The organism is Thiocapsa rosea (assembly GCF_003634315.1).
GTDB lineage: Bacteria > Pseudomonadota > Gammaproteobacteria > Chromatiales > Chromatiaceae > Thiocapsa > Thiocapsa rosea.
In genome coordinates, this window is sequence record NZ_RBXL01000001.1 from 390,778 (window position 1) to 405,854 (window position 15,077).

The 15,077-nt window shown below is 62.8% G+C and carries 15 protein-coding genes; 9 read left to right on the forward strand and 6 right to left on the reverse strand.

The window, feature by feature from the left end; all coding sequences use genetic code 11:
* Nucleotides 1-194: 194 nt before the first annotated feature.
* From BDD21_RS01735 to BDD21_RS01745, 3 genes are all read right to left on the reverse strand, one after another.
* On the reverse strand, nucleotides 195-1,049 hold the full coding sequence (locus BDD21_RS01735) for a hypothetical protein (protein WP_245969360.1): 855 nt from the start codon (nucleotides 1,047-1,049) through the stop codon (nucleotides 195-197).
* 213 nt (nucleotides 1,050-1,262) lie between these two features.
* Entirely contained in the window at nucleotides 1,263-1,631 is a 369-nt protein-coding gene (locus tag BDD21_RS01740; RefSeq protein ID WP_120799690.1) for a high-potential iron-sulfur protein, read from the reverse strand.
* Nucleotides 1,632-1,758: 127 nt separating this feature from the next.
* Nucleotides 1,759-2,220: a C40 family peptidase gene (locus BDD21_RS01745; RefSeq protein WP_170164662.1), complete on the reverse strand. Its 462-nt coding sequence runs from the start codon at nucleotides 2,218-2,220 to the stop codon at nucleotides 1,759-1,761.
* A 368-nt stretch (nucleotides 2,221-2,588) separates the two neighbouring features.
* Between BDD21_RS01745 and BDD21_RS01750 the strand changes: the two genes are divergently transcribed.
* From BDD21_RS01750 to infA, 6 genes are all read left to right on the forward strand, one after another.
* Nucleotides 2,589-3,845, forward strand: coding sequence for a cation:proton antiporter (locus tag BDD21_RS01750; RefSeq protein ID WP_120795673.1), 1,257 nt, complete (start codon nucleotides 2,589-2,591; stop codon nucleotides 3,843-3,845).
* Between the two features lie 262 nt (nucleotides 3,846-4,107).
* Nucleotides 4,108-5,073, forward strand: a complete 966-nt coding sequence (gene trxB / locus BDD21_RS01755; protein ID WP_120795674.1) for a thioredoxin-disulfide reductase — start codon at nucleotides 4,108-4,110, stop codon at nucleotides 5,071-5,073.
* 83 nt (nucleotides 5,074-5,156) lie between these two features.
* Nucleotides 5,157-6,341, forward strand: coding sequence for a GNAT family N-acetyltransferase (locus tag BDD21_RS01760; protein ID WP_170164663.1), 1,185 nt, complete (start codon nucleotides 5,157-5,159; stop codon nucleotides 6,339-6,341).
* Complete coding sequence (gene aat, locus BDD21_RS01765; protein WP_120795676.1) at nucleotides 6,338-7,078, forward strand: leucyl/phenylalanyl-tRNA--protein transferase; 741 nt, start codon at nucleotides 6,338-6,340, stop codon at nucleotides 7,076-7,078. The genes BDD21_RS01760 and aat overlap by 4 nt, the downstream gene beginning before the upstream one ends.
* Nucleotides 7,075-7,833 (forward strand): arginyltransferase, encoded by a 759-nt coding sequence (locus tag BDD21_RS01770; RefSeq protein WP_120795677.1) that lies wholly within the window; start codon nucleotides 7,075-7,077, stop codon nucleotides 7,831-7,833. Before aat ends, BDD21_RS01770 begins: the two co-directional genes overlap by 4 nt.
* A 215-nt stretch (nucleotides 7,834-8,048) precedes the next feature.
* On the forward strand, nucleotides 8,049-8,267 hold the full coding sequence (gene infA, locus BDD21_RS01775) for a translation initiation factor IF-1 (protein WP_007193303.1): 219 nt from the start codon (nucleotides 8,049-8,051) through the stop codon (nucleotides 8,265-8,267).
* 212 nt (nucleotides 8,268-8,479) lie between these two features.
* Here infA and clpA read toward each other — a convergent pair whose 3' ends face one another.
* Both clpA and clpS read right to left on the reverse strand, forming a co-directional pair.
* On the reverse strand, nucleotides 8,480-10,741 hold the full coding sequence (clpA, locus tag BDD21_RS01780; protein WP_120795678.1) for an ATP-dependent Clp protease ATP-binding subunit ClpA: 2,262 nt from the start codon (nucleotides 10,739-10,741) through the stop codon (nucleotides 8,480-8,482).
* A gap of 66 nt (nucleotides 10,742-10,807) precedes the next feature.
* Complete coding sequence (clpS, locus tag BDD21_RS01785) at nucleotides 10,808-11,131, reverse strand: ATP-dependent Clp protease adapter ClpS (RefSeq protein ID WP_120795679.1); 324 nt, start codon at nucleotides 11,129-11,131, stop codon at nucleotides 10,808-10,810.
* 301 nt (nucleotides 11,132-11,432) lie between these two features.
* Here clpS and cspD point away from each other — a divergent pair, with 301 nt between their 5' ends.
* Nucleotides 11,433-11,639, forward strand: coding sequence for a cold shock domain-containing protein CspD (cspD, locus tag BDD21_RS01790; RefSeq protein ID WP_007193300.1), 207 nt, complete (start codon nucleotides 11,433-11,435; stop codon nucleotides 11,637-11,639).
* Between the two features lie 126 nt (nucleotides 11,640-11,765).
* Here cspD and icd read toward each other — a convergent pair whose 3' ends face one another.
* Nucleotides 11,766-13,025 carry an NADP-dependent isocitrate dehydrogenase gene (gene icd, locus BDD21_RS01795; RefSeq protein WP_120795680.1) on the reverse strand — a complete coding sequence of 420 codons (1,260 nt, stop codon included), beginning with the start codon at nucleotides 13,023-13,025 and terminating at the stop codon, nucleotides 11,766-11,768.
* 129 nt (nucleotides 13,026-13,154) lie between these two features.
* On the opposite strand from icd, the gene mnmA reads away from it, so the two are divergent.
* Both mnmA and hflD read left to right on the forward strand, forming a co-directional pair.
* A complete protein-coding gene (mnmA, locus tag BDD21_RS01800; RefSeq protein ID WP_120799692.1) occupies nucleotides 13,155-14,267 on the forward strand; it encodes a tRNA 2-thiouridine(34) synthase MnmA in 1,113 nt (370 codons plus the stop codon).
* Nucleotides 14,268-14,348: 81 nt separating this feature from the next.
* Entirely contained in the window at nucleotides 14,349-14,996 is a 648-nt protein-coding gene (gene hflD, locus BDD21_RS01805) for a high frequency lysogenization protein HflD (protein ID WP_170164664.1), read from the forward strand.
* Nucleotides 14,997-15,077: the final 81 nt, after the last annotated feature.

The window sequence follows — 15,077 nt, forward strand, 5'->3', positions numbered from 1 at the left end:
CTTTAAACCGCGCCCGATGCGATATGCGTCGTGTGTTGGAGTGTCTTGGCCGCGCCGGCTCCGACAACGTGTCGGAGCCGGCGCGGTTTAAAGTATTCAAAAATATTAAACTTTAAACCGCGTCTCACCGAGATCGAGGACATCTCCGAAGCCAACCGCAACATGAAAACGACGCGTGTCGCTCTGGACGTGGTTTAAATGTCGTGCACCCAGGAGAACCGAAAGAGCTCGAGCAGCATGCCTGCGATCGCGCCACCGAACAGCCCCCCGAGAATCGCCATCGGGATGCGATCGTGCATGGCCGCACTCGCGGATTCCCACAACCCGCTCTCGATATCGATAAGAGGACCAATCATCATCCAAACGCTGCCGGCGGCCACACCTGCCAGCGTCGCCATCACCAAGGACTCGATGATGTAGCAGGGCCGCGACTCGCAATGCAACCGATGCGACACCGACAGCCACCAGCGCACGGTCGCGACATAAAGTACCCCGTTGACACTGACCAGAAACGCCAGGACCGCGAACGAGGAGAATGGATTCGGGTGAAAAGGCTCGACCAGCGCCAGAAAACCGCCGCCGATCGCACCCGTCGCCAGGCCCGCCATGGTCTTCCCCGGGACATGTCTCGAGCAACGTGCCGGAAAGCTCACGGTCAGACCGACCAGACCGGCGACGGCAGCCGCTACAAAAACCACATGGAAAACAGCGATTTGCTCGGCAAAGAGCGTCAGGACAAGGACGCCGACCAGGACACCGATGCCCGTCGCGATCAGGGCCACCTCACGCGCTCCGTAGAGCGCGGCCCCGACGGCACCCGCCAAGGCTGCGGCAGCGATGTAGGTCCCGTGGCCGAAGCCGAGGCCCTGGAACAACTCTGCGAGACCCGTAAACAAGGGCGCATAGATCATCCCGATCAGGCCCCAGACGATACCGCGCAGAACCGCCATGCGCCAACTCGGGGCCGAGGTATCGGGAGAACGGATCGAACCGCCGAAGGGTTGGGCAATCTCGGAACTCGAGGACGAGGGGTGTTGCGAGAAGGTCATGAGGATCACCGGAGAACGTCTGGGAAGGATTGCGTTCTCGAAATCAAAGCAAAAACTGGACCTGGAAGGAGCAGAGTCGGACGATCAGGGGAACATGGCTGTCGGGGGTGACACGAGCCCGGGCGCATTGGGCATCCCAAGGTTCGGCCATGCAAAGAGAAACGGGGCCAAACGGCCCCGTTACGGACGATCCGAGCCGATTGATCGACGCGATCAGCCGGCCTTAAGGGTCCAGGACGCGCACCAGCCGTTGACGTTGATCAACTTGCCGGGGAACAGGCTGCAGCCGTGCCATTCCTCGGTCGCACCGGCGACGTCGGGGAGGTGGAACTGGCAGTTCGAGCAGATCTGCTCATCGGGCGGAAGACCGGGACGAGCGGCGGCAGCACGATCGGACTTGGTTGCATCGGCGCTGTACTTGAGCGCGACCGCGGTGGGATCGTTCGCGGCAACTGCGTTTGCAGGAACCTCGGCGCGCGCGGTGCCGAAGCCGACCAAATTGATGACCGGGATCGCGGCAGCGGTACCCAGCATCACCTTGACAGCGTCGCGACGGCTCGTGCTCATTGGCTTATCGGACATGTTTGTCAACTCCTTCGAGTATTTCATTGTGGTGACATCGACACCCCCGGCTCGACCGGAAGCTGTCGCGCATTGTGCTACATTGGGCCAAAAAACGCGAGCGGAAGGCCGCGTCCGATCGGGCGGATCAGTCGAGGTAGGTTCCGGCACCCAGGTAACGGGCCTGCCAGTACGGCGTCTCGAGGCGGTCGAGCCGGACCTCTCGGCGGGATGTCGAGGCATGCACGAAACGCTCGTTGTCCACCATCAGGCCGACATGGTGCTGCTCCGGTCCGGTGCGGAAGAAGACCATGTCGCCGGCCCGCGGCTGGCGACCCGGCACGGGTGTGGCCGCGCGCAGCTGCTCGATCGAGACACGCGGGATCTGCACCCCGGCGACATGGTGCGCGTAATAGGTGAGCCCGGAGCAATCCAGGCCTTGGCCGGGCGTGTTTCCTCCGTAAACATAGGGCGTTCCGACTTGAGACAAGCCGGCCAGCACCACGTCGGCGCGCGGGCCGCCGAGATCGTTGCGCGAAGTGGCGCAGCCGGACAGGATCCCGGCAATGAAAAGGACGCAGAGAATGCAACCGCCTTGCCGACACGTCATGATCTACACTCGATATGTTTCGCAATCTCCTGTAAACGAGACTTCTAGACTGCCGAATGCCATGTGTCAAGTGAGCATCGGCGCGTCTGCCGGGAACGCGACCCCGTGCCCAAAACGCCTCGGCCGGCGGCGAGTTCGCATGAGCGCGGCTGCGTCACCGCGCGCCGAACCGGCGAAGACGCGGCATAATCGCGCTGCGGCTGCGCATCGCAGGCCATCATCGGACCGGACGCGAATCCGGCCTGGCCTTCCCCTGCGGTCGATGCACAGGCGATCACTCCGGGATGTGCGTGCGGAACAAACAGCGGACCGCTTAAGGCTCGCCGATTCGAAAACGCCACGGCCCAGCGAACAAGGACCCCAAAACGATGCGACTTTTTGATGTTCTCGCCGTCCTGATCGGATTCTCGGCGCTCTTCAGTTGGCTGAACGATCGCTATCTCAAGCTCCCGAACGCCATCGGCCTGATGCTGATCGCCCTGGTGTTTTCACTCGTGCTCTTGCTGCCGTTCCCGTTTGCCCGGGAGTTGGAGCACGAGGTTCAACGCATGCTGGCCAGCATCGATTTCAGCGAGGCCCTGCTGCAGGGGATGTTGGGATTTTTGCTCTTCGCAGGCGCGCTCCACGTCGACCTACGCGAGCTCGCCAGACACAAGTGGGCGATTGCGATCCTCGCCTCGGCGAGCGTCATCGGAGCAACCGTCCTCATCGGCTGCGGTAGCTGGCTCCTGTTCCACGCGCTCGGGATCGAGATCCCGTTCATCTATTGCATGCTCCTGGGTGCGCTTATCTCGCCCACCGACCCGGTCGCGGTGCTCGGCATCCTGAAGAACGCGAAGGCCCCGAAGTCGCTGGAGATGAAGATCACCGGAGAGTCGCTCTTCAACGACGGCGTTGCGGTCGTGGTCTTCATACTGCTGGCCGGCCTTGCTGCCGGCGAGACGACGCCGGGGTTCGGCAACACCCTGATGATCTTCGCCACCGAGATCGTCGGAGGGCTGGCGTTCGGCTTCGTGATCGGCTGGATCGCGCTGTACATGATCAGCAAGACCGCCAACTATCAGGTCGAGATCATGGTGACCCTGGCGCTGGCCATGAGCGGCTATGCCATCGCCGAGCATGCGCACGTCTCGGCACCGATCGCCATCGTGGTCGCGGGCCTCATCATCGGCAGTCGGGGCCGCGCCATCGCCGTGACCGAGGCCACCCGGTATCGATTGGACGACTTTTGGGAGCTGGTCGACGAGATCCTCAACGCCGTCTTGTTCGTGATCATCGGACTGGAGGTCTTGGCGATCAGCATCACCGGGCAGTTCATGCTGGCCGGTCTCCTTGCGATCCCCTTGGTGCTGCTCGCCCGACTGGCCAGTGTCGGTCTGCCCTTCCACCTGCTGCGCCGCCATCGCCACTTCGAGCCCGGCTTCCTCTCGATCCTGACCTGGGGCGGCCTGCGGGGCGGGATCTCGGTTGCCTTGGCCCTGTCGTTGCCGGAGGGCGAGCCGCGCGATCTGCTCCTGAGCGTGACCTACATCATCGTGGTCTTCTCCGTGCTGGTGCAGGGCCTGACACTGGGACCTTTGGTCCGCCGTGTGACCGCGAGGACCGAGGGGACGAAGAACCCCTGAACGCCGCGCGCGGACGGCACGGCATTGCCGGGGTGTCGCGCAGGACCTCGAGCGCCGCATCGCCGTGAGGGACCGCGAATCCCGACCGGATTCGAGGCGTCGCCCGACCCGAACACAACGCGCAACTCAACCGCGTCGAGAATGATATATTTTTTAATCTTTTAAACCGCGCCGGCTCGAGCGATCGTCAAGTCTGCCGGGGCCGATCCCATCCAAAACATCGCATACCGCACCGGGCGCGGTTTAACTGGAGAATCGAGATATGAGCGAAACCAAACACTGCCGGCTCTTGATCCTGGGGTCCGGCCCCGCCGGCTACACGGCGGCCGTCTACGCCGCTCGCGCCAACCTGAGCCCGGTCCTGGTGACGGGCCTGGAACAGGGCGGCCAGTTGATGACGACGACGGACGTGGACAACTGGGCCGGCGACCCCGACGGCGTCCAAGGCCCCGAGCTGATGGAGCGGATGCGTCGCCACGCCGAGCGCTTCGAGACCGAGATCATCTTCGACCACGTCAACGCGGTCGATCTCGGGACGCGTCCCTTCAAGCTGACCGGCGACTCGGCCGTCTACAGCTGCGATGCACTCATCATCGCCACCGGCGCCAGCGCCATGTATCTCGGCCTGCCCTCGGAGGAGGCCTTTCGCGGCCGCGGGGTCTCGGCCTGCGCAACCTGCGACGGCTTTTTCTATCGCAACCAGAAGGTCGCCGTCATCGGCGGCGGCAACACCGCGGTCGAGGAGGCACTCTATCTGTCGAACATCGCCTCCGAGGTCATCCTGGTACATCGACGCGACGCCCTTCGCGCGGAGAAGATCCTGCAGAAGCATCTGTTCGAGAAGGCCGAGCACGGCAACGTCAAGATCGCCTGGAACCACACGCTCGAGGAGATCCTCGGCGACGCGACCGGCGTCACCGGGATGCGCATCAAGAGCACGCTCGACGACGCGACGCAGGATATCGATCTGCAAGGCGTCTTCATCGCCATCGGTCACAAGCCCAATACCCAGATCTTCGACGGTCAGCTCGAGATGGCCGGCGGCTACATCAAGGTCAACAGCGGAATCGACGGCAATGCGACGGCCACCTCCGTGCCGGGCGTCTTTGCCGCAGGCGATGTGATGGACCACGTTTATCGTCAGGCAATCACCTCCGCCGGAACCGGCTGCATGGCCGCGTTGGATGCGGAGAAGTATCTGGACGCCTTGGCCGCCGCGGACAAATAGCGCAACCGAGCACCCCGATGCCTTGGGCACCGATCGGGCGCCCTCATGTGCCTGATACCGGCCCGGCCTTCCGATCGATGTCCATGTATAGACTGACGACCCACTCGGCGATTGCCGACATCCCCGCGGATCAATGGAACCGGCTCGTCGGGGACGACAGCCCCTTCCTGCGGCATGAATTCCTCGATGCCATGGAGCGTCACGGCTGCGTGGGCGAGTCGCTCGGTTGGTTGCCGCGGCATCTCGCGCTGCACGATACGAAGGGACATCTGGTCGCGGCCGCGCCCTGCTACCTGAAGTTCAACTCCTACGGCGAGTTCGTCTTCGACTGGAGCTGGGCCGACGCTTATCGGCGCAAAGGGCTGCGGTACTATCCGAAGCTCGTTATCGCGTCGCCCTATACGCCCGCGACGGGACCGCGACTCCTGACCGGGGATTCGCCCGCGCGCCGAGACCATGCACGCGCACTGATTCAGGGCGCGATCCGGGTGGCCGAGGAGGCGGGGGTCTCCTCGCTGCATTGGCTGTTCACGGCGGACGACGAGCAGGCGTTGCTCGAGGATCAAGGCCTGATCAAACGCGTCGGGTGTCAGTTTCATTGGAACAACCGGGGCTACAACACGTTCGAGGATTATCTCGGGACCTTTACGGCCGAGAAGCGCAAAAAGGTCAAACGCGAGCGGCGCCGCGTCGTCGAATCCGGCGTACGGATTCGACGCATCCCCGGCAACGCCGTCACGGAGGCGGAATGGGCCACCTTCCATCGCCTCTATTGCGACACCTTCGACAAGCGCGGCGGGATCCCGACCTTCTCGCTGCCCTTCTTCCAGGCCATCGGCGAGACGATGGGCGAGAATCTCCTGCTGGTGCTGGCCGACTACGGCAACGACATCGTCGCCGCCGCCTTCGACCTGGTCGGCGCACGCTCGCTCTACGGACGCCATTGGGGATGTTTTCAGGACTTCCACAGCCTGCATTTCGAGGCATGCTACTACCAGGGCCTGGACTATTGCATCGAGCAGGGCCTGACCCGCTTCGAGCCGGGTGCACAAGGCGAGCACAAGGTCAGCCGCGGCTTCCTGCCGACCCCGACCTGGTCGGCCCATTGGATCGCCGACTCGGCCTTTCGCGACGCCATCGCACGCTTCGTGACCCTCGAGGCGGAGGGCATGGACGACTACATCGCCGAGATGCAGACCCACAGTCCCCACCGCCGAGACAACAGCCTATCGGCCGCCTCGGCACCGGCCGGACAGGGTTCATCATGATCCCGCGACTCGACCCGTACGACAGGTCCGCATTCCCGGATGTTCGCCACGCACTGCGCGATCCCGACGGCCTGCTGGCGTTCGGCGGCGATCTGTCGCCGGAGCGCCTCGAAAGCGCCTACAGACGCGGCATCTTTCCCTGGTTCAGCGAAGGCGACCCCATCCTGTGGTGGTCCCCGAACCCGCGCACCGTGCTCTTTCCTCAAGCCTTGAAGGTGCCGCGCAGCCTACGCAAACGACTGCGCAAGCAGACATTCAGGGTCACCATGGATCGCGACTTCGGCGCGGTCATTCGCGGCTGCGCGGCACCGCGAGACGCGCACGGCGGCACCTGGATCCTTCCGGAAATGGTGATGGCATATGAAACCCTGCATCGACGCGGGAGCGCACATTCGGTCGAGGTTTGGCAGGACGGGAAGCTCGCAGGCGGCCTCTACGGGGTTGCCGTCGGAGGCGCATTCTTCGGAGAATCCATGTACAGCCGGGCGACCGACGCCTCGAAGGTTGCACTCGTACATCTGTGCGAGCGCCTGACGCAGTGGGGTTTCGGCCTGATCGACTGTCAGATGCGCACCGAGCATCTGATGCGTTTGGGCGCCGTCGAGATCCCTCGCGACGAGCTGGTGCGTCGCTTGGATCGGCTCTGCCGTTTGGCCGCTCCGGCAACGCCCGGTCGGCACTGGGACGACGGACGCGAGCACCTCCCCCTTCTCGACGGCAACGCGGAGACACTATGAACGCCGCGGACGGCCCCCTTGCAGGGCGCCATCTCGCCCTCTACCTGACCGGCGAGCACAGCTGCTCCTATCTGTCCGAGCGCCGGGCACGGACCCTTTTCGTTGACCCCACCGCCCACATCGACGGCGCGACCTACCAGGCCCTGGTCGATCAGGGGTTCCGCCGCAGCGGCTCCCATGTTTACCGACCGGCCTGTCGCGGCTGTGCGGCCTGCGTGCCGGTCCGGGTGCCGGTTGCGGATTTCGTCCCGAACCGCTCGCAACGTCGCAACTGGCGCCGTAATTCGGCCGAGCTGAGCCTGCTCGATACCCCGGCGACCTTCAAGCCGAGCCATTTCGAACTCTACAGACGTTACCTCAGGGAGCGCCATCCGCAAGGCGGTATGGCGGACGATGCCTCCGAAGGCAGCTACCGCCGCTTTCTGGTCGAGCGTTGGGGCGGATCGACGCGCTTTATCGAGATGAGGCTCGGGGAGCGACTGGTCGGCGTGGCCGTGACGGACCTCCTCGAGCAGGGGCTCTCCGCCGTCTACACCTTCTTCGACCCGACGCTCTCGGAACGCTCGCCGGGGACCTTCGCCATCCTGGCGCAGATCGAAGCGGCTCGACGCATCCGCGCTCCCTATCTCTATCTCGGGTATTGGCTTCGAGACTCGCCGAAGATGCGGTATAAAGAGCGATTCCGCCCGATCGAGGCGTGGGACGGCCACAGGTGGGTCAGGTTCGATCGCACGCGACCCTTGGACCTCGGTTAAACCGCGCCCCGCGCGATATGCGATATTTCCGGATGGGATCGGCCCCGGCAGATTTGGCGACCGCTGGAGTCGGCGCGGTTTAAGACACATCGGGCAATCGACGCGGTACGAAACGATTCAACACTCCCTGCTGCCCCGCCGGGACGCTCAACCTATGGTACACTCCCGGAGCTTCATGGCCCGGATCCGATCACGCAGTACAACATACAAAAACTATGTCAAAAGACGACGTTATCCAAATGGAAGGTACGGTCACCGAGACCCTGCCGAACACTGTCTTCAGGGTCGAGCTGGAGAACGGTCACACCGTCACGGCTCATATCTCCGGCAAGATGCGCAAGCACTATATCCGCATTCTTACGGGGGATAAGGTCACTGTCGAACTGACCCCGTACGACCTTACGAAAGGCCGTATCGTGTATCGAGCGCGATAAGCACGCTCGAAGCGAAAAGACATCGCAAGCGCCGGAAGACGGTAACCCGGTGTAGCAGAACACGGGCTGGCATGTCGGTGGCCACGAGCGGGTCGTCGTCCTGGCCACCGGGAAGATGCTGCCTCAGAGGTTTGCGCGTTCACCGGCACTCCTTTGCCGGGGACACGATGATCGATGCTTGCGCCGGGCGACGCCTGTCGCCGGGCTGTCGTTCATAGCGAGCGGGGTTCGCCGTTGATGTCGAACGCGAGCGTCTCTCCCTGTACATAAATGCGCACGTTCCCGCCTGCGACCAGATCACCGAAGAGAAGCTCGTTGGCCAAGGGTTTCTTGATGTGGTTTTGGATCACCCGAGCCATCGGCCGCGCGCCCATCGTCGGATCGTAGCCCTTCTGCGCCAGCCAGGCACGCGCATCGGCGTCGATCGTCAAGCTCACCTTCTTCTCTTCGAGCTGCTGCTCGAGTTCGAACACGAACTTATCCACGACGCTGCGAATCGTCTGCTCGCTCAGGGAGCCAAACTGCACGACCGCGTCGAGCCGATTGCGAAACTCCGGCGTGAAATAGCGCTTGAGCGCTTCGATGCCGTCCGTCGAATGATCCTGCTCCGTGAAACCGATCGAGCGACGCGCGGTGTCTTCCGCCCCTGCGTTCGTCGTCATCACCAAGACCACGTTGCGGAAGTCAGCCTTCCGACCGTTGTTGTCGGTCAGCGTCCCGTGGTCCATGACCTGCAGGAGCAGGTTGAAGACATCGGGATGCGCCTTCTCGATCTCGTCGAGCAGCAACACCGCATGCGGATGCTTGTTGACCTCCTCGGTGAGCAGACCGCCCTGATCGAAGCCCACGTATCCGGGCGGTGCGCCGATAAGACGCGAGACCGTGTGCCGTTCCATGTATTCGGACATGTCGAAGCGCAACAGCTCCATCCCGAGAATACGCGCCAACTGACGGGTTACCTCCGTCTTGCCCACACCGGTCGGGCCGGTGAACAGGAAGGAGCCGATCGGCTTCTCCTCGGTCCCCAGGCCCGAGCGGTTCATGCGGATGGAGGCGGTCAGGGCATCGATCGCCGCGTCTTGACCGTAGACGACCATCTTGAGGTCGCGATCGAGGTTCTTGAGCGACTCGGTGTCGGAGGCGGAGACCTTCTTCGATGGGATACGCGCCATCTTGGCGACGATCGCCTCGACATCGCCGACATCGATGCGCTTTTTGCGCTTTGCCGGACTCTTGAGCTGCACGTGTGCACCGGCCTCGTCGATCACGTCGATCGCCTTGTCCGGGAGATGACGATCGTTGATGTAGCGGTTCGACAGCTCTGCGGCGGCGCGCAAGGCCGGATTGGTGTAGGTCACCTGATGATGCTCTTCGAAGCGACTCTTGAGGCCCTTGAGGATCTCGAAGGTCTCCTCGACCGAGGGCTCCTCGACATCGATCTTCTGGAAGCGACGCGCAAGTGCGCGATCCTTCTCGAAGATCCCGCGATACTCCTGGTAGGTGGTGGAGCCGATGCACCGCAGATCGCCCGACGCGAGCACGGGCTTGATCAGATTGGAGGCGTCCATCACCCCGCCCGAGGCGGATCCGGCACCGATGATGGTGTGGATCTCGTCGATGAAGAGGATCGCGTGACGCTGGCGTTTCAGCTGAGCGAGCACCGCTTTGAGCCGCTTCTCGAAATCACCCCGATATTTGGTTCCCGCCACCAAGCCGCCGAGATCCAGCGAGTAGATGACGGCGTCGCTCAAAATCTCCGGGACCTCGCCGTCGACGATCTTCTTCGCAAGACCTTCGGCGATCGCGGTCTTGCCCACACCGGCCTCGCCGACGAACAGCGGGTTGTTCTTGCGCCGCCGGCAGAGGATCTGGACGGTGCGTTCCACCTCGGCGGCACGGCCGATCAGGGGATCGATACGCCCGAGGCGCGCCATCTCGTTTAAGTTCGTGGCAAATGTCTCAAGCGGACTGCTGCCTTCCTTCTCCTCGCCGCGCGGCTCGTCGACATCACCGGAAATCTCGTCGTCCTGACTCTCGCCGGGAACCTTCGAGATCCCGTGCGAGATATAGTTGACGACGTCCAGCCGAGTCACATCCTGTTGATTGAGCAGATAAACGGCCTGCGAGTCCTGCTCGCTGAAAAGAGCCACGAGGACGTTTGCCCCGGTGACCTCCTTCTTGCCGGCGGACTGCACATGGAAGACCGCTCGTTGCAGGACACGCTGAAATCCCAGCGTCGGCTGCGTGTCCCGATCTTCGCTGTCGGGGATGAGCGGCGTGGTCTCGTCGATAAAGGCGGTGATCTCGCGACGCAGCTTCTCGGCATCCGTACCGCACGCCTTGAGCACCTTCGCAGCGGTCGGATTATCGAGGAGCGACAGCAGCATGTGCTCGACCGTCATGTATTCATGATGCTTCGCGCGCGCCTCCTTGAAGGCCCGGTTCAGCGTAAATTCGAGTTCTTTGCTCAGCATTGGCCTAATCCAAGCAGGGGTTGACGAAACGGTGTGAGCCGCTGCAGCGACCAGGTGTGTCGGGCTCTAAGCCTCTTCCATCGTACACATTAAGGGGTGTTGGTGACTGCGTGCAAAGTCATTCACCTGCGACACCTTGGTCTCGGCGATATCTTTGGTAAAAACGCCGCACACCCCTCGACCGCGCGTATGCACGTGCAGCATGATCTGGGTCGCCTTCTCGCGGTTCATTGCAAAAAAGATTTCCAGCACCTGCACCACGAACTCCATCGGGGTGTAATCATCGTTCAGCAACAGGACTTTGAATAGGGGCGGCCGACGAAGCTTCGGCTTCGCCTCCTGTACGGTCAGCCCTGATTCGCGCTCCTCGCTTGGAAGGTCGTCACTCATGATTCGGGATTCTAGGCAAAATTTTGAGGGTTGCGATGTCGGTCGCACGTTTCGTCGCGGTATCCGATCCGGGTTCGGGTTGATCCCGAGTCCGAGCGATGACGCCAGCGTTCGGATTCGGGCCGGGCCGACCCGTGACGCGGATCGGTTTGGAGTGCCCCGGACGATGTCGGTTTGACCCCCGAAATCACCTTACTATACTACGCAGTTATGGCGCGGTTCCGAGGTTTCAAGGCACCCGTCAGACAACAACAACGATGACCACCAACGAGAAACCTGCAACTCCTGGAGGAGCCCTTAAATGATTACCGGTGTTGTCAAGTGGTTCAATAACGCCAAGGGTTACGGGTTCGTGCAACCCGATGGCCGCGACGAGGACGTCTTCGTCCACTTCTCGGCCATCGACATGGATGGCTACAAGACCTTGCGCGAGGGGCAAAAAGTCCAATTCGAGATCAGCCAGGGCCCAAAGGGCCTTCATGCGGCCAACGTGCACCGCGTGAGTTGATCGCCCCGGGATAACCGCTCGCGATTGTCGGCCCGGCCGGGTCCTTGCGCCGACATTCGACCACAGCCGGGGGCGGAATCCTGATTCCGCGCCCCGTTTTTACCGAAGACTCGGCGGTCTTTTCCGTCAATCCATCCGCGCGATCACCGCATCCCCGAAGCCCGAGCAGCTCAGCTTCGTCGCTCCGTCCATGAGTCTATCGAGATCGTAGGTCACGGTCTTGGCCGCAATTGCACCTTCCACGCCTTTGATGATGAGGTCGGCCGCTTCGGTCCAACCCATATGCCGCAGCATCATCTCGGCGGACAGGATCAAGGAGCTTGGATTCACCTGATCCTTGCCGGCGTATTTCGGCGCAGTCCCGTGCGTAGCCTCGAACATGGCGACGGTGTCGGACAAATTCGCCCCCGGAGCCATTCCGATGCCGCCGACCTGCGCGGCCAAGGCGTCCGAGATGTAATCGCCGTTGAGGTTGAGTGTGGCGATCACGTCGTAATCCTTCGGGCGCAGCAGAATCTGCTGCAGGAAGGCATCGGCGATCACGTCCTTCACCACGATCTCCTTACCGGTCTTCGGGTTCTTGAAACTGCACCAGGGTCCGGCCCCGATCTCCTCGGCACCGAACTCGGACTTGGCCAGATCGTACCCCCATTGTTTGAAGGCACCCTCGGTGAACTTCATGATGTTGCCCTTGTGTACCAGGGTCAACGAGGATCGATCGTTGTCGATGACGTACTGGATCGCCTTGCGCACCAGACGCTCGGTCCCCTCGCGCGAGACCGGCTTGACCCCGATCCCGGAGGTCTCGGGGAAGCGGATCTTGGTCACGCCCATCTCGTTGCGCAGAAAATCGATGACCTTCTTGGCCGCCGGCGTGCCTTCCTGCCATTCGATGCCCGCATAGATGTCTTCGGAGTTCTCGCGAAAGATCACCATGTCGGTATGCTGGGGCTCCTTGAGCGGGCTCGGCGTACCGGTGAAATAGCGCACCGGACGCAGACAGACATAGAGATCGAGCTCCTGGCGCAGGGTCACGTTCAGCGATCGGATACCGCCGCCGACCGGTGTGGTCAGCGGCCCCTTGATCGAGACCACGTAGTCCTTCACGGCCGCAAGCGTCTCCTCCGGCAGCCAAACATCCTCGCCGTAGGCCCGGGTCGACTTCTCGCCGGCAAAGATCTCCATCCAATGGATCTTGCGCGACCCTCCATACGCCTTGGCCACCGCCGCGTCGACCACCGCACACATCACCGGAGTGATATCGATACCGATGCCGTCGCCCTCGATGTAGGGGATGATGGGGTTGTTCGGCACCTGAAGAGACAGGTCCGGGTTGACCTGAATCTTTTCTCCGCCCGCAGGGATCTTGATGTTGTCGTTGGCCATGTGCAGTGCTCTCGTTGCCCAAAAGCCGTCATGCTAACACCGGCTTCGCAGCTTGCGCAGACCTTCGATGCGGCGCGAGCGCACCCGTTCGCGACGCGGACCCACGCGCGCTCGGTATACAATCCCCCGATGACCGCCGTATCGCACAAGCCCCGCTCGACCCGCGTGATCGTCGGCCTCTCCGGCGGTGTCGATTCGGCTGTCGCAGCCCATCGACTGCTCGAGCTGGGCTACGCGGTCGAAGCACTCTTCATGAAGAACTGGGAAGAAGACGACGACCCCGGCTACTGCGCCGCCGCCGCGGACCTGGCCGACGCGCGCGGCGTCGCCGAGCGGCTCGGGATACGGCTGCATACCGTCAACTTCGCCACCGAATACTGGGATCGCGTCTTCGAGTCCTTCCTAAGCGAATATCGAGCCTTGCGCACCCCCAACCCGGATGTGCTGTGCAACCGAGAGATCAAGTTCGCCGCTTTCCTCGATCACGCACTGGGGCTGGGTGCCGACCTCATCGCCACCGGCCACTACGCACGGGTCACGGGCGATGCGCAGGGCGCGCGTTTGGGTCTGTGCGCCGACCCCGACAAGGATCAAACCTATTTCCTGCATCTGCTCGATCAATCTCAGTTGGAGCGCACGCTCTTCCCGCTTCATGATCTGACCAAGCGAGAGGTCCGGGAGATCGCGAGGGGTCTGGGACTCGCCAATGCCGAGAAGAAGGACAGCACCGGGATCTGCTTCATCGGCGAGCGTCGCTTCCGGGACTTTCTCGCCCGCTACCTCCCGCGCGAGCCCGGCCCCATCGAGACCGCCGAAGGGATTGTGATCGGGGAGCATCGGGGGCTCGCCTACTACACGATCGGGCAGCGCCAAGGACTCGGCATCGGCGGCATTCACGGAAGTCGCGAGGCGCCCTGGTTCGTCGCCGCGAAGGACGCCGAGCGCAACACCTTGGTGCTGGTCCAGGACACGCACCATCCGCTGCTCATGTCGTCCGGGTTGCATGCGGCGGCGCCGCATTGGATCGCCGGTGAGCAGCCAGACAACACGCCGTTTCGGTGCCTGGCGCGTCTACGCCATCGCCAGCCTCTGCAGCACTGCGAGGTCGTAGAGACCGGGGAGGCGGGTTGCCGGATTCGCTTCGACCAACCGCAGCGCGCGGTGACGCCGGGTCAGTCGGTCGTGCTCTACCGCGACGACGTCTGTCTCGGCGGCGCGATCATCGACGCCGGATGGCGCTGAGCGGTTGAGAACCGGCACTTGGCGCAACCGCCCGGTTCGGGTTCAAATGACCTTCAAGCCCCTCAGGAGATCCCCAGCCGAATGCCTCACGACAATCTCGACCGCCTCATCGCCCTCGCCGGCATCTATCAAGCCGTCAATTGCGTCATGCGTGTCGCCCGCTCCGGCTCGGCCGACACCGACGCGATGGAGCCCTGTATCTACAGCCTACTTCAGGTCAATGCCGACGACGTGGGTGCGGTCTTCGGCGAGCCGGGACGGGTCGCGAACGGCGCACGCCAGATCATTGCGCAGCTCACCGGCAAACCGGAGCGCAACCTGGAGCTGACCCGCTACGTGGTCCTCGTGATGAAACTGGAGCGGGCCCTTGCGGGGCGCCCCGACCTTCTCGCGCGCATCGGCGAAGGCATCGAGGCAGGACAGGCAAAGCAGGAGCACTTTGCACTCCTGCATCCGAATATGCTGGCCCATTTCGCGGCGATCTACACCGACACCGTCAGCACCCTGGAACCTCGAATCATCGTGCGCGGCGACCCGCTGCATCTGCAGAATCCAGATAACCAGAACCGGGTGCGCGCACTTCTGCTCGCCGGCATCCGTTCCGCCATGCTGTGGCGGCAGGTCGGCGGTACCCGCTGGCAATTACTTTTAAAGAACAAGCAGATCCTCGCCGACGCCCGCCGCTATCTCAACAGCCTGGCCGACCGCACGGCCAATCCGAATGCCTGACGAACGCGGAGCCTGAGGCAGCAATCATCCGCCGGCATTATCCGACGCCGGAGCATCGCTGTTAGCTGTTAGCTGTTAGCT